Here is a 17,313-nt window from a genome sequence, read left to right as displayed (position 1 = left end):
CCGCCCTACTCCTCGGCCCTTGCTCCGCCCCGCCCCGCCCCGCTCCGCTTCTCGCGCGAACCCGCGGACGCCGTCTCCGGGCGTCCGCACGGCTCAGCCTTCGCTCACAGGTCGAGTTCCTGCGCCACCAGGTCGTCGAGCGTCTCGCGCCGCCGCACCAGCTTGGCCTGGTCGCCCTCGACCAGGACCTCGGCGGCGCGGGGGCGGGTGTTGTAGTTGGAGGCCATGACCATGCCGTAGGCGCCGGCCGAGAACGTCGCCAGGAGGTCGCCGCGGTCGAGGGGAGGCAGCGGCCGGTCCTTGGCGAAGAAGTCGCCGCTCTCGCAGATCGGGCCGACGACGTCCCGGGGCTCGGCGCCGGGGATCTCGGCCTCGTAGTCGGTCGGCGGCGCGGGCAGCCCTTCGGGGACCGCCACCGGCCAGATCCGGTGGAACGACTCGTAGAGCGCCGGCCGGATCAGGTCGTTCATGGCGGCGTCCTGGATCAGGAACCGCTTGTCGCCCGACTGCTTGGTATATAACACACGGCTGACCAGCACGCCGGCGTTCCCGGCGATCACCCGCCCCGGCTCGATCGCCAGCCGGCACCCCGCGGCCTTGATCCCGGGCAGGATCGCCTCGGCGAACTCGCGGATCGGCCGGGCCTCGTGGCCCTTGTAGGCGATCCCGTAGCCGCCCCCCATGTTGTACCAGGCGATCGGGTGGCCCATCTCGCGCAGCTGCCGGATCAGCTCGACCCCCTTGGCGACCGCCTTGACGTAGGGGTCGACCGAGGTGATCTGCGAGCCGATGTGCATGTGCATGCCGATCATCGTCAGGCTCGGTTTATCCTTCGCCGTCTGCGCGATCCGCACGGCCCGCTCGATGTCGACGCCGAACTTGGATTGCTTCTGGCCCGTCGACGTGTACCGATGCGTCTTGGGGTCGACGTCGGGGTTGACCCGCAGGGCGATCGGCGCGATCCGCCCCATCTCGGCGGCGACCCGGGCGATCGAATCCAGCTCGGCTTCGCTCTCGACGTTGAACATCAGGACGCCGGCGTCGATCGCCTGGGCGATCTCGGGGTCGCTCTTGCCGACTCCCGCGAACACCGTCTTGCCCGGGTCTCCCCCCGCCTTCAGCACCCGGAACAGCTCACCCCCCGAGACCACGTCGAACCCGCTGCCGTGCCCGTTCAGGAGCCTCAGCACGCCCAGGTTCGAATTCGCCTTCACCGAGTAGCAGACCAGCGGGTCGACCTCGGCGTAGACCGCCTGCAGGGTCCGCAGCGCGTCCAGGATCATCGAGCCGCTGTAGACGTACAGCGGCGTCCCGTACTCCTCGGCCAGCCTGGCGACCGGCACGGATTCGCAGAAGAGCTGATTCTCGCGGTATTGGAACGCGTCCATTCTCGGTTTCCCTGCTTCGTTCAAAACGATCGGCGACCGTCGCGCGGTCTCACAGTTCCAGCTTCGTCTTCCACCGCTCGACCTGCCCGGCGACCTCCGCCGGCGCGGTCGAGCCGTACGACTTGAACGCCCGGATCGCGGCCTCCACCCCCAGCAGCCCTCGGGACTCGGGGCCGAGCTTGGGGGAGGCCTCGGCCAGGTCGGCGTCGGCCAGGTCGGCCAGGCGTTTCAGCCCTTTGCGCTCGCAGAGGCCGACGAGCCGGCCGATGACCTCGTGGGCCGTGCGCTGGGGGACGCCGTTGAGGATCAGGTGCTCCATCAGGGTCGTGGCGTCGAGGAACCCCTCGTCGAGGCGCTCGGCGATCCGCTCGGGCCGGAGGCTCGCGCCCGAGACGACCACGGCGGCCAGCTCGACGCAGGCCTCGACGGTGTCGAAGGCGTCGAACAGGGGGATCTTGTCTTCCTGGAGGTCGCGGTTGTAGGCCAGCGGCAGGCCCTTGATGAGGACGAGCAGGGTCGTCAGCGAGCCGATCACGCGGGCGGAGCGGCCTCGGATCAGCTCCAGGACGTCCGGGTTCTTCTTCTGGGGCATGATGCTGGAGCCGGTGCAGATGGCGTCGGGCAGCTTCAAGAAGCCGAACTCCTGGGTGCTCCAGAGGATCCACTCCTCGGCCCAGCCCGCCAGGTGCTCGGCGATCAGGGTGAGGGCGAAGACGGCCTCGATGGCGAAGTCGCGGTCGCTGGAGACGTCCAGGCTGTTGGCCGCGACGCCGTCGAAGCCCAGCTCGCGGGCGGTGAACTCGCGGTCGATCGGGATGCTCGTCCCGGCCAGGGCCGCCGCGCCCAGGGGCAAGACGTTCAGCCGCCTGCGGCAGTCGGCCAGCCGCGAGCGGTCGCGTTCGAGCTTCTCGACGTAGGCCAGGAAGTAGTGCGGGGCCAGCACCGGCTGGGCGCGCTGCATGTGGGTGTAGCCGGGCAGGATCAGGCCCTCGTGCCTACCGGCCGACGCGACGAAGGCCCGCTGCAGGTGGACCAGGCCGGCGGCGAGGCGATCGATCGCATCCCGCGTCCAGAGCTTGACGTCGGTCGAGACCTGGTCGTTGCGGCTGCGGCCGGTGTGGAGTTTGCGGCCGAGGTCGCCGAGCTTCTCGGTGAGGGCGGCCTCGATGTGCATGTGCACGTCCTCCCGCTCCAGGACGAACGGGAAGTCGCCGGCCTCGATCTGGGCCTGGATCTCGCCGAGGCCCCTTACGATGGCCTCGCACTCGGGCTGCGTCAGCAGGCCGACGTGGGCGAGCATCCTGGCGTGCGCCTGGGAGCCCAGGACGTCGTGCCGGAAGAGCCGGCGGTCGAACGAGATCGACTCCGTGAACTCCTCCACACGCCGGTCCGTCCCGGCGTCGAACCGCCCGCCCCAGGGCTTGCTCGTCACGTCCCGCCCCTTTCGCTTCGCCGCGATGTGCGTCGCCACTCTCGGATGCGCGCCATTTCAGCAGCGCGAGCCCAAGTATAGGCAATCGCCCCAGCGGATTCAATCATCTGGAGACCCAGACGCCGGTTGGGAGACGCAGGTTCGTCGCGTCGCCCGATTCGTGAGAGATGGTCGGCTTGGTGAAGCGACACCGTGCGCGCATTGCGGTCAGCCTTCTATCCGCCGGCCGTTCGCCTCGTCTCTAGATTCGCTTGCCGATCTCGGCTCAAGGTCGTCTTTCGCAAACGGCCCAACGTCGGACTATTCCTACTCCTTGGACACCTGTCACGGGCTGCGTCGAGACCCGTTCTTATTGAAGGGTATGGCGGCGGTGGGCCGATGCCGTCGTCGTCTTCCTCGTTTCGTGACGCCGCGTCCGCAAGGATCGCAACGGAAGAGTCGTACGGCGAACGTCACCCGGGGGCGGCATGAATCGATACCACCTCGGCGTCACCCTCCAGCGTGCGGTCACTGTCGTCGGCCTGATGGCCCTGACATGCGCCGCAGTCCGTCGCGACGACAGCGGCAGGACTGCCTTGGCCGTCCTGACCGTATGCTTCATCCTGATCGCCGCGCGGTGGTTCGTCGCGGCCGTGGAGGTCCGCCGCTCAAAAGGGCTGGCGATCGGCCCGACGGAATGGTCGGCTCTCGTCCTGGCGGCCTTGGGCTTCGCGGTCATGATCGTGGGGCTTTCGAACCTGGCCTTCGTGGTGGGATTCGAGTTCGGGATCGACCTTATCCAGGGGCGGTCGGCAGGCCGCCCGCTAGACACGGCTCCTGATATCTTGTTCAAGGCTTCGGCGCTCGGTCTCGCCGCAGGCGGGTCGACGGCCTTCGCGCTGCGTCGAGCCTTCCTGCCGATCGTCGCGAATGGAGAGGCACGAACCTCGGCCCGGCGGTTCGGGCCCCTCGTCGGGCTGATCCTCGTCGCGACGCTGCACGGCGGTGGCCTGTTGGCGTTCGCACTCAGCCAGGCGGCCACACCTCGACCGCCTGATTTGCCCCAATTCGGGCCGCCCGGTCGATGACGCGTAGCGCGGCGCCTTGGATCGGAAGAGGGCCGCAGCGGCCGGGTGGTTGAAGGGGGCGTGGAGGGCGTGGTCGGGGAGCCAGAGGCCGCCGGCGCCCGACTTGTTCAGCAGGACGAAGCCGTCGCGGAACTCGACCACGCCCGGAAGGAAGGCCCAGTCGTCGCTGGAGTCGACCAGCGGGCTGTGGGTGATGTAGCGATCCGGGGTGAGCGCCATGGCGTACTCGTCGCCGGCGAACGGGAACCGGGCGTACGACGCCCGGACGCGGCGATGGAGGCCGTAGAAGCCCACCCAGAGGATGCGCCCGGCGACGAGGGTCGCGAGGAGGCCCTCGACCGCCGTCCAGCCCGAGACCGGCCCGTCGGGGCCGTCTCCGCTTCGGGCCCAGCGGACGATCAGGTACAGGCCGCCGAGCAACAGGACGTGCCAGAAGCCGAAGAAGAGGATCCCCCAGAACCGCGAGCCGTACCAGCGGAGTTGCGCCATCGTGACGGCCCGCGTGGCGGCGACGAATTCGTCTTCCGTGAACCGGAACGACGCCCAGCCGACGACCCGGGACGGGTCCGCCACGAACGGGATCTCTCGGACGTCCATCGGCGGTTCACTCCGCGGGCCGGGCGAAGCGGTCGAGCACCCGGTACTTCGCCGCCCTGGAACGCAGGAACGCGGCGGCCGCCCGGGCGTCGAACGGGGGCCGGAACGCGTGCTTGGGGATCCAGACGTCGAGCCGGGCCCGCATCACCAGGACGAACCCGTCGCGCAGCTCCACCACGGTCGGGAACAGGAGCCAGTCGATGCTCGAATCCGACCTCTCGCTATGACGGACGAGCCGACGCGGCGTGAACGCCAGGTCGACCCGGTCGCCGGCCGCCGGGAACGCGTGGAAGAGCCTGCGCATGCGACGCCGGTAGCCGTACAGCCAGCGGTACGCGAGCCAGGCCCCGTAGGCGGCGAGGATCGCGCCGAAGGCGAAGACGATCGCGTTCGGCCCCTGCCGCCGGGCGCCCGGGCCGAGCCCTTGCAGCATGAACATGGCCCCGATGGCGAACATCACGTGGGCCAGCAAGAGGAGCGTGATCCGCCCCGTCCAGGTGTCGAACGACCGGTTGAGGGCGATCTTCGAGGCTCGTCGCGAGGCGATGAACTCGACCTCGTTGTACTGGTACGAGGCCCGGACAACGACCTCATCCGCGCCTTCGAGGGTCGGGGCTTCCGCATCCATGACTCGTGCAGCCTCCCGACCCCGCGATGCCGATGCGTCTTGCGACCACGAGGCCTGGATTGAATCACGCCGCGGGGCCGTCCGCAAGCGGCCCGCGCGGCGATCGAAGAGCCCATCCCGGGCTCAGACGACCTCGGCCGGCACCCCCGCGCACATCTCGGCCATGCGCCTCTGCATCTCCTCGGGCGAAACGTCCTCGATGTGCGTGGCGACCGACCAGTGGTGCCCGAACGGGTCGACGAGCTTGCCGAAGCGGTCGCCCCAGGGCATGTCGGTCGGGGGCATCGCGGCCGTCCCCCCCGCCTCGATCGCCCTGGCGAACACCGCGTCCACGTCCGGGACGTACAGGTGGATCGAGACGCTCGCCCCGCCGCCGCCCGGCGCGACCGAGCCTTGCTCGGGGCACGCCATGCCCAGCATGACCATCGAATCGCCGATCTTCAGCTCGGCGTGACCCACCACCATCTGGCCGTCGGGGCCCGGGAAGGGCATCCGGACCAGCTCCTCGGCCCCGAACGCCTTCTTGTAGAACTCGATCGCCTCGGCCGCCCCATTGAACGCCAGGTAGGGCGTGATCGTCCGGAATCCGCTCGGAATCGCCTCGGGCATCGGTCCACCTCCCGTTTGAATCCTTCCGTCGTCACCTGTTCACGCGAACAGGAAGTGCGTCGGGCCAGAGGATTCAACCCGGAGATCGACTTTTTGTCAACGCCTGTACAGTGATTCCGCGAAAATTGTCGATTTCGTCCATGTTCGCATGGGAACGAAGGGCGGAATCCACTCCCCCGTCGTCGCCATCCATCGGATTCGTCTCAAAAGGTCCGACCCTCGACGAGGCGGCTTCAAGTTGGATTCAGCGTCGAACCCGAGAAGGCTTGTCTTCAGGCCGGCGGGCGATCGAGGGCGAAAGGTCGGCGTCGTCGCCCAGGGTCGTCCAGGCGGTGACGGGTCGGCCGTCGGCGTCGAGGGCGAGGAGCTTGAGGACGATCGGGCCGGGATGGGCCTGGCCTTCGAGCCGGATCGGGAGCGAGTCGAGGGAGCCGTCGGCGGGGACGGCGGCGGCGCCGAAGGCGGCAACCAGGCCGTCGCCGTCGAGGCGGCCGGGGCGGAGCGGGGAGCGGTTGACGTCGGCGGGGGGCGTGAGCGGCTCCCAGGCCAGGGCGAGGAGCCGGACGGCCGAGCCCCCGCGCTCCCGCGCCGAGGCCCGGAGGAACAGCTCGCCGTTCGCGGCCGTGTAGGCCCGGGCCGAGAGCGCGAGCCGGGCCGTGCGGGGCAGGATCGCGGCGGTGACCTGGAGCTTCGCGGCGTCGGGCCCTTCGACGCGAATCTCGACGGCCTTCGCCTCACCGCAGTCGATCACGGCGTAGTGCGGGCTCGTCCCGGCCGCCTCCCAGACGTCGGGCTCGCCGTCGACGGCCGACCGCGAGGGCCGGGGGCCCGCCGGGGTCCAGGGGCTGTCCGCCGCATCGCCGCGGAAGCCGGCGTAGGCGGCCGAGGGGCCGGCGTCGGGCCGCGCGTAAAGGCCGAACGCCCACTCCCGGAAGAGGTCCTCGAACCGCCGCCCGGTCGCCGCCTCCAAATTCGCCGCGCCTCGCAGGTCCGAATCGACGAGCGTCGTCAGGAGGTCGGGTCCGTAACGATCGGCGCACCAGCGGAGGAACAGGTACGTGCTGCCGCGGTTGCCGTGGCTGCGGAAGAGGTCGGCCGCGTAGTAGTCCTCCACGAGCAGCCGGTAGCGCTCGGGCCGCGAGAGGAACGCGCTGACGCGGTAGTCCAGGTTCGATCGCGTGAAGCCGTGGAGATCCTCGCACAGGTGCGCGAGGGCCTCGTCGAGCCAGCCCTCCTCCTCGACGCCGGCGCCGGCCGGGCGATGGAGGGACTTGCGCGTGAACACGACGGCGTGCGTATATTCGTGGGCCATGACGGTCCGGAGCTGCGGCCCGGCGCGGAGGGCGGTGCTCAGGTGCATCATGTCGCAACGGTCGCCGAACGGGGGCGTGTAGGCCGGATCGAAGTCGGTGACGCGGACGTAGCCGTCGACGGCGTGTCGGCCGCCCCCCAGCCGCGTCAGCCAGCTCGAGAAGAGGACGGTGAACCGGCCGTCGCCGTCGGCGTCGTCCGCCAGGCCGATGGTCCGGGCCGCCACCGGGCGGACGCGGGCGTCGAACGTCTCGACGGCGTCGGCGAGCGTCGCCGCGTCGACGAGCGCCACGTCCTCCTCGGCCACGTAGACCTGCACCCGCTCGCCCACGGCGCGGAGGGTGCCGCGGACGTCCTGGTAGTTGCTCGCCCCGGCGACGTCGCCCTCGCGGACCATGATGTGGAAGTCGCGATGCGGCTCCGGGGCCGCGCTCGGCCTCGGCGGCTCGGACCCGGGCCGGAACGGCGCCAGGGTGGGCGTGCGGCCGGGGCTGGCCTCGGCGCGCTCGGGGGGCGTCGCCCGGTCGACGGCCCGCGCCGAGAGTCGAACCGGGAACGGCCCGGCCTCGCGAGACAGCGACGAGACCACGACCAGCAATTCGTGCGATCCGCCGTCGTTGGGGGCGGCGAAGGAGGCGACGCCCTCGTGGACGGCGATCGGGACCGCTTCGCCTGGCCGCCAGCCGGCTTGCACGGGAGCGGGAGCGGTCGATCGGTCGTCGCCCCCCGTCGCGAGGCCCGTCTCGGACGTCGCCAGCCCCAGCGCGAGGAGCGCGGTGGCCGAGGCCCCCAGGGTCCGACGTCCGGAACGATTCGTCATCCCAACCCCTTCCCCGCGTGCACCTTGCCGACCCGACCCGGGCGGTTCCCCCGCCGCTCCGATCGGCCGCGACAGGCATTTCGATCGGTCGCGCCGCTTGTGCGGCTTGAATGGTTTGCGAGGCCCGCCGCGGTTCTCGCGAAGGCCCAGGGACTTGAGCTTTTCGGCGGGAATCGGCGGGTCTCGGGCGGGCGAAGTCCGGGTGGGGTGATGAGGATCAAGTCGATCGTCGCGGATCGCCGATACCTGGGGGAGAAGCCGTAAGATCGCTCCCCAGGACAGGAAAGGCCCGGCCGTCATGGACCAGCCCCAGCCCCGCCGTCCCCACCCGTTCGCGACGGTCGCCGCCGCGCTCGGGCTGGCCTGGGCCGCCGCCCTCTCCGGCTGCGCCCGCGACCGCTATTACACGTCCACCCCCGAAGCCGGAACCGGCGTCGGCCGCGTCGCCCAGCGTCCCGTGCTGGAGACCCCGCAGGCTAAGCCCCTCTTCGTCGGCGGCTACGCCGGCGCCGACTACAACCGCGCCACCCGGCCCACCCCGCTCCGCAATCGCCCCATGTCGGGCGAGTAAGACCCGACGGCTCAACCGGTTTTCCGTCGCCCTCTCGCCCCGTCCTCGTATGATGTGGAAAGTTCGATTCCCCTCATGCATCAGGTCGTTTTGGCGAGAGGTCCTTCATGGCGGGTCGGCGGGTCCTCATCATCGGCTCGCAGTGCGAGGCCCTGGGCAGGCTGAGTTTCCTGCCCGACGTCGCCCTGCGGCTCCACGCGCTGATGACCGACGGCCCCGGCGAGTGCACGGGCGTCGTCACCGAGGGTCATCCGGCGGGGCTGCTGATCGATCCGAGCGTCGATCAGGCCAGGGCCGCGATCGACGAGGCGATCCGAGGCGCGGCGCTGGCCGAGGAGGCGCTGATCCTCGCCTACGTCGGCCACGGCGACTTCCAGAACAGCCATTTCTTCCTGATGCCGACCGACGCCCAGAAGGCCACCAGCAAGCGTGCGGTGCATCTCGCGAAGTGCATCGGCGAATGCCTGGAAGAGTACCCGGGCTTTCGCGGGCTGAGCGTGCTCATCGACGCCTGCCATGCCGGCATGGGCGTCGAGCAGGCGATGGCCTCCTGGGCCGAGTTCGTGAAGGGCGTGAGCGGCTTCGAGCTGCTGACCGCGACCGATGACCTGGAGACGGCCGGCGCGCCGCTCTTCCGGACGTTGATCGAAGTCCTCGAACACGGCGACCCGAAGGCCGGCGATCGATTCACGTCCCTCGACGTCTTCCGCAGGCTGAGGGCCGCCCATCATCCCGCGCGACGGGCGGCCTTCAACGCCGATCTCGACCTGGGCCGCAACCCGGCGAGGGATCCCGGCGACGTCTTCTGGAAAGAGAGCGAGGGACGCCCCACGATCCTCCAGCGTACCTGGTATTTTCAACCCACCGAGCAACTTCGCCAGGCTGTCGAAGCGAGCCTGGCGGAGCCGGTGGTGGTCGTGATCGGCGCTGCGGGAGTGGGAAAGTCGACGCTGGCGTCGGCCCTCGTGAGGCCCGAGCTGACCGCCGGGGCCGTCCCCGAGGCATTCGTCCAGGCGATCGGGATCCTCTCGGCCCAGACGACCGAGGTCGGCCTCGCCCGCGACCTGGAGGCGCAACTGAAACGATCCGTCCCCGGCTTCGCGGAGGCGGTCCGGGCGTTTCACTTCGCCATGACGGACGAGGAGCGGAAGCGGCTCGACCACCTCGCCCTGAAATTGCTCCGTCCGCTCGCCTACCTGCCGGAAATCGCGGCCGTGCGGATCGTCCTCGACGGCTTCGATCAGCTCGGCGAGGCGACCCGGACCTTGACAGGGGCGGCGTTCGGGGCGAGGCCGAAGTCCCTGAGCCTGATCGTCACGGCGCATCCGGAGACGCCGGGATGCCCGCCGGGGCGTCGACTCGCGCTGGAGTCGACCGACGGATCGGCCCTCGACGCCTATTTGACGGCCCGCGGCATCCCGAAGGCGACGCGCTCGGCCATCCTTGCCAGGGCGCAGGGCCAGTGGCTGGTCACGACGCTTCTGGCCGACGCCGTGATCGCCCAACCGGACCTCGATCTGACCCGACTGCCCGGCACCCTCGCCGAGGCGTATGCGAAACGCCTGGAGCAGACGACCGGCGGGACGGCCGCCGGCTGGCGCGATCGCTTCGGTCCCGTCCTCGCCTCCCTGGCCGTCGCCGGCCCCGGGCCAGTCCTGCCCCTCCCGCTCCTGGTCCACGCCGCCACGACCCTCGAAGGCCCCGCCGACGAGGCCGCCGTCCGCGCCGTTCTCGACTCCCTGGGAGGCCTCGTCGTCCGCGGCGACGCCGGAGCGGCCGTCGAACACGTCGGCCTCTTTCACGCCACCCTCCCCGAATACCTCCTGAGCCCGACCGCGGCCGATGCGGGCTATGACATCGACGCCACCGCCGCCCATCGCGCCATGATCGAGGCCATCGACGCCCTCGCCCCGAGCACGGAACGCCTGCTCGACGGCCCCCTGCACCGCTATGCGTTTCTGCGCGAGGTTCACCATCACTGGATGAGCGGGAACGCTGATCGGACGATTGCCTGCACCGGTCAGCGAATTGCAGACGATCCCCGTGCGAATCTTGCCAGATGGCAGGAATGGCTTCCCGCGTTTTGTGAACGATACGAGGACTCCCACCCTTGGATTTTTGAAGTTAGATCGGAGATCGCGACATGGACGGGTCGGGCTGGCGACGCGCGGGCGGCTCTGGCTGCTTTTGAAGCTCTTTTACGCGATCAAGAGCATTCCCTGGGCGTTGGGCATCCGCTTGTGCTCACAACCCGCAGCAACATCGCATCCTGGATGCGCGAGGCAGGAGATGTGTGGAAGGCACTGCAGGCATACGAGCGATTGCTCGCGGACGAGGAGGTTCAACTAGGTGTCCAGGGCCAGCGCTCACTAACATGTCGATCCTCTAACGACTTCCATCAAGTAGTCGTCGCTCCATCCGCATCCGCGTCGCTTCATGGCGACGCTGTCCCGCCCGGGGTGCCGCTTGAGCAGGGACAGGCAGAAGCGATTCAGCCAGGCCATGTTCTGGCGCAGGTGCTCCTCTCGGATTCGCGACTCGTCCTCGCGGAAGGTCACGTCGAGGGTCCAGTGGCAGCCGTTCTCGATCCCCCAGCGCGAGCGGACCGCGTGGGCGAACGCCTTAGCGTCGGGCTCGACCGGCAGGCTGCTGATGTAGTAGCGGACGTCCTCCGCCGTCTTTCCCTCGCGGACGACCTCGGAGATCGCCACGCCGATCGACCTCAGCCCCCGCCACGCCTCGAAGCCGGGGAGGTCCTTCGGGGCCTCGAGCTGGATGTACGTCCGCGACTCGCGACGGCCGTGGGCCGCCTCATCGACCTGGAGGCGGCCGACCGGCTCCCCCGCGAACCCTTCGTCCCAACGCCCCAGGACGTGGGCGACGGCCGCCCGATGCAGCGTCCCCTGGTTCCCCTTCAGCGCCAGCACGTAGTCGCCGCCGGCGGCGACGACCGCCCCGGCGACCTCCCTCTGGCAGCCCATCGCGTCGATCGTCACGACGCCGCCGGAGACGTCGATCAGCTTCAGCAACTCGGGGATCGCAGCGATCTCGTTCGACTTCTCATCGCAAGCGACCTGGCCCAGCGACAGGCCGTACTCGCTCGCCCAGGCGGTCACCGAGTGCAACGCCCCCAGGCCGTTCTTGCGGTCGTGGCTGCGACGCAGGGTCTTGCCGTCGATCGCCAGCGTGGGCCGCTCGACGCCCGTCTCGGCCGCGGCCTCGTCGCGCAGCGACCGCAGCCAGGCGGCGAAGCACGGCTGGAACGCCTCGGGCCGCAGGGCCATCAACACGCGCCGGAAGACGTCCTTGCACGGCACCCCGTTCGGCAGCGGCAGGATCGACTCGAGCAGACCCCGCTTGAACGCCGCCCACCGCGCGATCGCCGTCGGCCCGGAGGCCCCCGCCAGGACCGCGACCAGGGCGATCACCACCACCGAGGCCAGCGGATGCTTGCGATTGATCTCCGACCGCGGGTCATCCAGGTCCTGGAAGAACGCCGCCACCTCGTCCATACCGAACCGGCTCGCATCCGCCATCGACCGACCCCCGTCCCCCGCGCCGTGACGCCGCCTGGAGATGGTCTAACCGATGACTCGATCCGGCGCAAGCCGCCAGACTCCGCCGAATCTACCTATAAGTGCGCGCTGGCCCTGACTAGGTGTCGACCCCGCCGATGTGCTCGCGACTCGCCACAATATCGCCACTCTCACGAGCGAGGTCGGGGATCGCGATCGCGCGTTGGAGGCGTTCGTGAGTCTTCTGCCTGACATCGTGCATACTTTAGGAGCCGACCATCGTGAGGTTTTCGCCGTCCGTAATAATATCGCGTCCCTTGTCGGGGAAAGAGGGGACGCGATGGGTGCCCTGTCGGCTTTCGAAGCCCTGCTGCCCGACCACCAACGAGTCTTTGGCGACGATCATTCAGATACTTTGAACATCCGCAGCAACATTGCAACCTGGAAAGGGCTCACTGGGAATAAGTGGGGAGCATTGGCAGCTTTCGAAGCCCTGCTTCGCGACCAAACGCGTGTCTTAGGAAGCGACCACCCCTACGTTTTCAGAACTCGCAGCAACATCGCGTACTGGAGAGGCAGGACCGGAAATCCGCTGGGAGCCTTGACGGCGTATGAGGCCCTTTTACCTGATCGCGAACAAGCTCAGGGTCGTGATCACCCCGATACGCTCGCGATGCTTGCCTCGATGGGGGACGTCTCGATTCAAGTCGGCTGTCGCGCTGAAGGATGCCGACGATTCCGCGAGGCTTTGGCGCGTGCGAGAAGGCGCTTTGGCCCCGATCACGACTTAACTCGTCGGTTTGAGCAGATGATCGACGAACATGGCTGTGAAAAGACTGACGGTTGATTACGTCAGAGCCCCGACGGTGGCTCGACCTACAGCCTTCCGTCCCAGGTAGGTCCGGGGGTCATGGGGGTTTCCGCCGGGCTCCTGGTAGCGGGAGCAGACGAGGCGGGAGCCTTCGGGCACGCTTCGGCCGGAAAGCGGATGCAGGTCGGGGTCGGCGGCGACGACGTCTTCGAGGTTGGCGTGGTTGAGCCAGGTCTGGACGGCACGCGGGAAGGACGGGGGCGGATCGAGGCGGTCGGCGACGATGGTGCGGAGGCCGAGGGGGGAGCCGAGGGTGACGAGGAGCGGCAGCGGGCGGGGCAGGCGGTGGGCGCACTCGTAGGCGACGACGGAGCCGAGCGAGTGGCCGATGAGGACCGCCGTGTCGACGTCGAGCCTGTCCAGGACGATCTGCCGGACCTGGTCGCGGAGGTCCTCCTCGGTCAGATAGCGTGTGACCTGCTTCAGGGTCGTGATCAGGAACCGCTCGACGAAGGCCATGCCCGGCCGGGCGACCAAGGGGAGGCGGGCGAGGGTCCTGAGGATCGTCCGCGTCGCGTTGCCGACGCCCTGGGCCCCGACGGCTTCGGGGTCGCGGACCAGGTCGAGGGCTCGGGACGCCTGGACGGCCGAGGCGCTCTCGTCGGGGGCGCGCTCGGCGACGCGTTCGAGCCACTCCGTTAGCAAGGCCGCGGCCAGGGCGGCCTGGTCGGCGGTCAGGTCGTCGAGGTCGTCGCGGGCCCCCTGCACGTCGGGGGCGCGGAAGAGGTGGCCGTAGTAGGCGACGCGGACGTCGATCCGCGCCGGGTCGTTCGTCGGGAACTGGAGCCGGTCCGCCAGGTCGCCCCGGCCCGCGAGCCGGACGCCCCCCGCCAGCGCCGGGATCCAGGCGGCCCGGATGCCGTCCTCGGTCTCACGCTGATTGTCGATCCCGTGCACCAGGACGATCCGCGCCATGAAGCCGCCTCCTCGAAGGGTCGTTTCTCGGGCATCGATGATACCCTCGACCTTCCGCCCGGCGCCGGCGGAAATCCGTCCCGGTGTTGACGGGTCGGGCGGGATCGGGGAAACATGGTGAGGCCGGGCGAAGGGATCCCGCCGACGGGAGCGGAGCGTCCGGGACGGTGGTTCGTTTCCATATTCAACGGAGGGCGGTCAGGGACGATCGCTCGGGGAAGACGCATGTCTGAAGAGACCATCCAGTACGTCGACGGCGCGATCGAGGGCGTCGAGATCCGCTATTTGAAGACCTTCAGCGACAGCCGCGGGTGGCTGATCGAGATCTTCCGCAACGACGAGCTGGCCGAGGACCGCTGGCCGGTGATGACGTACATCTCGTCCACCCTGCCCGGCGTCGCGCGCGGGCCCCACGAGCACGTCGACCAGACCGACGGCTTCGCGTTCATCGGCCCGTCCAACTTCAAGCTCTACCTCTGGGACACGCGCAAGGACAGCCCGACCTACGGCCGTCGCTACGTCGAGGTCCTGGGCGAGGTCAAGCCGGCCGCCGTCTGGATCCCGCCCGGCGTCGTGCACGCCTATCGCAACGTCGGCGACATCCCCGGTCTGGTCCTCAACGCTCCGAACCGACTCTATGCGGGCAAGGGCAAGAAGGAACCCGTCGACGAGATCCGCCACGAAGAGGCCGTCCCGCCGCGGTTCGTCCTGGACTGAGCCGAGGCCCGGCGTACCGCCGAAAGGGTCTGGCATGTGCCGCTACGCCTGGCATCGTTACCGCGACCATTTCGCCTGCTTCGTCTGCCGCAAGGCGTTCAAGCACCGGCTGTGGGCGAGGACCGACGGCGCGGGGACGGCCGGGTCGCGATGGTCTTACGTCGCCCGCGCGGTCCCCTGCCCCGACTGCGGCCGGCCGATGGTCGACGTGGGCCTGGACTTCAAGGCCCCGCCGAAGGCCGACCTCAGGGCCTGGAGGATCCTGGAAATCCTCGCGGGCCGCGGGTTCACGTTCGACGGCTGTGGCTGCTACGTCGGCTACTCGCCCCCCCATCGCCTCCGGCAAGTCCCCGCATGGATCGCGGATCGCCCCGGCGCGAACCCCGGCGAGACGCTCGCCCGCACGTTCGCGGCCCGCGCGCCGCGTCGCCGACCCCCCGAAACCAAGGGCCATCGATGATCGCGTTCTCCAAGCTGGGCCGCTACGGACGACTCGGGAATCAGCTGTTCCAGTATGCGTACCTGCGGACGACGGCCCGGCGGCTGGGGACGAAGTTCTACTGCCCGACCTGGGACGGCGACGCCATCTTCGACCTTCGCGACGAGGACGAGCGGGCTCTCGAGCCGTCGGGGATCGTGCGATCCTACGACCCGCATCCGGAGGCCGGCTACACGCCCGAGGCGCTCAAGGTCGGCGACGGGACCGAGATCCAGGGCTACTTCCAGTCCGAGAAGTACTACGACGACCCGGCCGCCGTCCGCGACTGGTACACGTTCCGCGAGCCCGTCGTCGCCGAGGCCCGGCGCAAGTACGGCCATCTGCCCCTGCGGGACTTCACGAGCTTCTCGCTGCGGCTGGACGACGACTACAACAACATCCGCGACTACCTGCCGCTCTACCCGGTGCGGTATTACGAGCAGGCCGACCGCCGGCTGGGCGGGACGTCGCCGCTCCTGATCTTCGCCGACGGCCCCGCCCGCGCCCGCGAGTTCCTCAAGGGCTATCCGACGGGCGGCCGCGAGATGATCTTCGTCGAGGGCCTGGGGGGCCCGGAGCAGCTCTACTTGATGACCCAGTGCGGGGCGAACGTCATCACCAACTCGACGTTCGCCTGGTGGGGGGCCTGGCTCAACGCCGCGCCGGGGTCCCGGATCGTCGCGCCTTCGCACTGGAACCGGCCGGGGATCCCGATCCCGATCCGCGACATCCTCTGCGAATCCTGGATCAAGGTCCCGGGGACCATCCCGGTCTGGGACCACTTCCAGGTGTGGCGACTCCGCCACCCGGTCGCTCTGATGCAGCGAGTCCGGGCGAAACTCCGGAAGGCGCGCTGAGCGTCCCCGGTCGACGCGAAGGGCCGCGGGCGCCCGATATGGGGCGGCCCCGCGGCCCGATCGTCGATCACATTTTCCGATCGATCAGGGCTTGGCGACGCCGACGACGCCGACGGCGAGCCGGCCGCCCGCGTTGCCCGAGGGCTGGGTGGTGAAGTCGTCGGCCTTCTCGTGGACGACCAGGCCGCGGCCCAGGATCGAGGTCGGCCCGTGGAACTTCAGGTGGGCGTCCTCCAGGTCGATCGTCGCCTTGCCGCCCTCGTCGGCCGTGATGTTGCCCAGGTCGCCGACGTGCCGCATCGGCGCCTCGAACGCGGCGTGCTTCTCCTCGGTCGGGTTGAAGTGGCCGCCGGAGGCCATCCCGTCCTCGGACCACGCGCCGTACTCGTGGACGTGGAAGCCGTGCTTGCCGGGCGTCAGGCCGGTGATGACGCCGGCGACCTTGACCTTGCCCTCGTGCTCGGTGAAGGTGATGCGGCCCTCGACCTTGCTGTTCTTGGTCGGGATCAGGACCGCCACGGCCTTCGTGATCGGCGGCGCCTTGTGCGCCTTCTCCTCCGCATGCTGGGCGCGGGCCGCGGAGCCCGCTCCGATCAGGCCGCAGAGGGCCAGCGCCGCAGCGCTTCGATGGATCGCCATTGTCGCAATTCTCCTGGGTTGTTTCGATCCGACGGCCGGACGTCGCGCCGACGCGTCTTCGGGGGATCATCGAAGGTAGCCGCCGGGCCCACGGCCCTCAAGGGGGCGCACCCCGATGCCTCGGTACGACTCGCCAGCAAAGTCCGGGCCCATCGCGACGATTCCCCGGCCTCGTCCAGGGTGTGCTTCGTCCCCCTTCCGGCCGCGGTCGACGGGGCTCGGGCCGGTCGCCTCGCCGCCGCCGAAGGCCCGGACGGTCACCCCGTCGACGACGACCGTGTCGGCGTCGAGCTTGCCGGCCCGCTTCAACGCCCCGAGCAGTTCGGCGTGCAGCCGGGCCCAGACGCCGAGAAGTTCCCAGGCCCGCAGCCGTCGGGCCGCCGTCCGGCCCGAGCATCCCATCTCGACGGGGACGTCCTCCCAGCGGCAGCCGGTCGCCAGGACCAACCAGATGACCCGCAAGGCCTTGCGATGCTGGATCGGAGGCCGGCCCCCCTTGCGACCGACCGTCTGCTCCGGCGGCAGGTGGTGGGCGACCTGGTCGTAGAATTCCTCGGGCATGCGGGCGGCGACCATGGCGTGGGCCCTCCAGCGAAGGATCGACGCCCGTTCGATCCTTCAGATCGCATGCCGATCAGGAGGTTTCGTCCGAGACTATTAGGAGTCGTGGCGGTCCATATCTGTAAAGGGTTAAGGAATTTAGGTCTCGGATCGACAAATTGTCAAAACTGCCGAGACAATTATGTTCCGATTTCAGAAATGCACTTTGTATCCTGCGGCCCGAGGCTGTATAAAGTTCTTAGACACTGTCGGACATGCGGCCGACGGTCGCCAATCGTGCTCATCTTCGGCAATCGCCGAGACCGTGCAACTTCATCGCACCCCAAGGGTGATGATC

15 protein-coding genes and 1 pseudogene are annotated in these 17,313 nt (G+C 69.3%); 6 read left to right on the top strand and 10 right to left on the bottom strand.

Translation table 11 applies throughout. From position 1 onward, the window contains the following. Nucleotides 1–104: 104 nt before the first annotated feature. From lysA to PZE19_RS27315, 6 genes are all read right to left on the bottom strand, one after another. Nucleotides 105–1,388, bottom strand: a complete 1,284-nt coding sequence (gene lysA / locus PZE19_RS27340) for a diaminopimelate decarboxylase (RefSeq protein ID WP_277863773.1) — start codon at nt 1,386–1,388, stop codon at nt 105–107. A gap of 49 nt (nt 1,389–1,437) precedes the next feature. After that, nucleotides 1,438–2,820 carry an argininosuccinate lyase gene (gene argH / locus PZE19_RS27335; protein WP_277863772.1) on the bottom strand — a complete coding sequence of 461 codons (1,383 nt, stop codon included), beginning with the start codon at nt 2,818–2,820 and terminating at the stop codon, nt 1,438–1,440. A gap of 803 nt (nt 2,821–3,623) precedes the next feature. Further along, on the bottom strand, nt 3,624–4,484 hold the full coding sequence (locus PZE19_RS27330; protein WP_277863771.1) for a hypothetical protein: 861 nt from the start codon (nt 4,482–4,484) through the stop codon (nt 3,624–3,626). Nucleotides 4,485–4,491: 7 nt separating this feature from the next. Continuing rightward, nucleotides 4,492–5,112 carry a YcxB family protein gene (locus PZE19_RS27325; RefSeq protein WP_277863770.1) on the bottom strand — a complete coding sequence of 207 codons (621 nt, stop codon included), beginning with the start codon at nt 5,110–5,112 and terminating at the stop codon, nt 4,492–4,494. 123 nt (nt 5,113–5,235) lie between these two features. Next, nucleotides 5,236–5,721, bottom strand: coding sequence for a VOC family protein (locus PZE19_RS27320; protein WP_277863769.1), 486 nt, complete (start codon nt 5,719–5,721; stop codon nt 5,236–5,238). Nucleotides 5,722–5,965: 244 nt separating this feature from the next. Further along, nucleotides 5,966–7,852, bottom strand: a complete 1,887-nt coding sequence (locus PZE19_RS27315) for a hypothetical protein (RefSeq protein ID WP_277863768.1) — start codon at nt 7,850–7,852, stop codon at nt 5,966–5,968. Between the two features lie 298 nt (nt 7,853–8,150). Between PZE19_RS27315 and PZE19_RS27310 the strand changes: the two genes are divergently transcribed. Beyond that, nucleotides 8,151–8,423, top strand: a complete 273-nt coding sequence (locus PZE19_RS27310) for a hypothetical protein (protein ID WP_277863767.1) — start codon at nt 8,151–8,153, stop codon at nt 8,421–8,423. A gap of 107 nt (nt 8,424–8,530) precedes the next feature. Next, nucleotides 8,531–10,741, top strand: a pseudogene (locus tag PZE19_RS33225) (AAA family ATPase); the annotation flags it as partial. Nucleotides 10,742–10,792: 51 nt separating this feature from the next. Here the strand turns inward: PZE19_RS33225 and PZE19_RS27300 are convergent. Next, a complete protein-coding gene (locus tag PZE19_RS27300) occupies nt 10,793–11,959 on the bottom strand; it encodes an ISAs1 family transposase (protein ID WP_277862715.1) in 1,167 nt (388 codons plus the stop codon). A gap of 139 nt (nt 11,960–12,098) precedes the next feature. Here PZE19_RS27300 and PZE19_RS27295 point away from each other — a divergent pair, with 139 nt between their 5' ends. Then, on the top strand, nt 12,099–12,785 hold the full coding sequence (locus tag PZE19_RS27295; protein WP_368411342.1) for a tetratricopeptide repeat protein: 687 nt from the start codon (nt 12,099–12,101) through the stop codon (nt 12,783–12,785). Here the strand turns inward: PZE19_RS27295 and PZE19_RS27290 are convergent, their stop codons facing one another. Continuing rightward, nucleotides 12,786–13,724 carry an alpha/beta fold hydrolase gene (locus tag PZE19_RS27290; protein ID WP_277863764.1) on the bottom strand — a complete coding sequence of 313 codons (939 nt, stop codon included), beginning with the start codon at nt 13,722–13,724 and terminating at the stop codon, nt 12,786–12,788. Nucleotides 13,725–13,949: 225 nt separating this feature from the next. On the opposite strand from PZE19_RS27290, the gene PZE19_RS27285 reads away from it, so the two are divergent. Genes PZE19_RS27285 through PZE19_RS27275 form a run of 3 tightly spaced genes read left to right on the top strand, consistent with a single transcriptional unit; the run spans nt 13,950 to nt 15,776 of the window. After that, nucleotides 13,950–14,441, top strand: coding sequence for a dTDP-4-dehydrorhamnose 3,5-epimerase family protein (locus PZE19_RS27285; protein ID WP_277863763.1), 492 nt, complete (start codon nt 13,950–13,952; stop codon nt 14,439–14,441). Nucleotides 14,442–14,475: 34 nt separating this feature from the next. Next, nucleotides 14,476–14,901 (top strand): hypothetical protein, encoded by a 426-nt coding sequence (locus PZE19_RS27280; protein ID WP_277863762.1) that lies wholly within the window; start codon nt 14,476–14,478, stop codon nt 14,899–14,901. Beyond that, nucleotides 14,898–15,776: an alpha-1,2-fucosyltransferase gene (locus PZE19_RS27275; protein WP_277863761.1), complete on the top strand. Its 879-nt coding sequence runs from the start codon at nt 14,898–14,900 to the stop codon at nt 15,774–15,776. Before PZE19_RS27280 ends, PZE19_RS27275 begins: the two co-directional genes overlap by 4 nt. 84 nt (nt 15,777–15,860) lie before the next feature. Here PZE19_RS27275 and PZE19_RS27270 read toward each other — a convergent pair whose 3' ends face one another. Then, nucleotides 15,861–16,415 carry a superoxide dismutase family protein gene (locus PZE19_RS27270; RefSeq protein ID WP_277863760.1) on the bottom strand — a complete coding sequence of 185 codons (555 nt, stop codon included), beginning with the start codon at nt 16,413–16,415 and terminating at the stop codon, nt 15,861–15,863. 66 nt (nt 16,416–16,481) lie between these two features. Further along, complete coding sequence (locus tag PZE19_RS27265; protein ID WP_277863759.1) at nt 16,482–16,991, bottom strand: transposase; 510 nt, start codon at nt 16,989–16,991, stop codon at nt 16,482–16,484. Between the last annotated feature and the right edge of the window lie 322 nt (nt 16,992–17,313).

It is taken from the genome of Paludisphaera mucosa, from assembly GCF_029589435.1.
GTDB lineage: Bacteria > Planctomycetota > Planctomycetia > Isosphaerales > Isosphaeraceae > Paludisphaera > Paludisphaera mucosa.
The sequence above is the reverse complement of the archived record's forward strand: the minus strand, read 5'-3'. Positions and strand labels throughout refer to the sequence as shown.

Bases quoted from the DNA above. Each gene is read 5' to 3' on its own strand.
- PZE19_RS27290 (WP_277863764.1), bottom strand. From the start codon at position 13,724: ATGGCGCGGATCGTCCTGGTGCACGGGATCGACAATCAGCGTGAGACC.
- lysA (WP_277863773.1), bottom strand. From the start codon at position 1,388: ATGGACGCGTTCCAATACCGCGAGAATCAGCTCTTCTGCGAATCCGTG.
- PZE19_RS27270 (WP_277863760.1), bottom strand. From the start codon at position 16,415: ATGGCGATCCATCGAAGCGCTGCGGCGCTGGCCCTCTGCGGCCTGATC.
- PZE19_RS27315 (WP_277863768.1), bottom strand. From the start codon at position 7,852: ATGACGAATCGTTCCGGACGTCGGACCCTGGGGGCCTCGGCCACCGCG.
- PZE19_RS27310 (WP_277863767.1), top strand. From the start codon at position 8,151: ATGGACCAGCCCCAGCCCCGCCGTCCCCACCCGTTCGCGACGGTCGCC.
- PZE19_RS27285 (WP_277863763.1), top strand. From the start codon at position 13,950: ATGTCTGAAGAGACCATCCAGTACGTCGACGGCGCGATCGAGGGCGTC.
- PZE19_RS27325 (WP_277863770.1), bottom strand. From the start codon at position 5,112: ATGGATGCGGAAGCCCCGACCCTCGAAGGCGCGGATGAGGTCGTTGTC.
- PZE19_RS27330 (WP_277863771.1), bottom strand. From the start codon at position 4,484: ATGGACGTCCGAGAGATCCCGTTCGTGGCGGACCCGTCCCGGGTCGTC.
- PZE19_RS27300 (WP_277862715.1), bottom strand. From the start codon at position 11,959: ATGGCGGATGCGAGCCGGTTCGGTATGGACGAGGTGGCGGCGTTCTTC.
- PZE19_RS27320 (WP_277863769.1), bottom strand. From the start codon at position 5,721: ATGCCCGAGGCGATTCCGAGCGGATTCCGGACGATCACGCCCTACCTG.
- PZE19_RS27265 (WP_277863759.1), bottom strand. From the start codon at position 16,991: ATGGTCGCCGCCCGCATGCCCGAGGAATTCTACGACCAGGTCGCCCAC.
- PZE19_RS27280 (WP_277863762.1), top strand. From the start codon at position 14,476: ATGTGCCGCTACGCCTGGCATCGTTACCGCGACCATTTCGCCTGCTTC.
- PZE19_RS27275 (WP_277863761.1), top strand. From the start codon at position 14,898: ATGATCGCGTTCTCCAAGCTGGGCCGCTACGGACGACTCGGGAATCAG.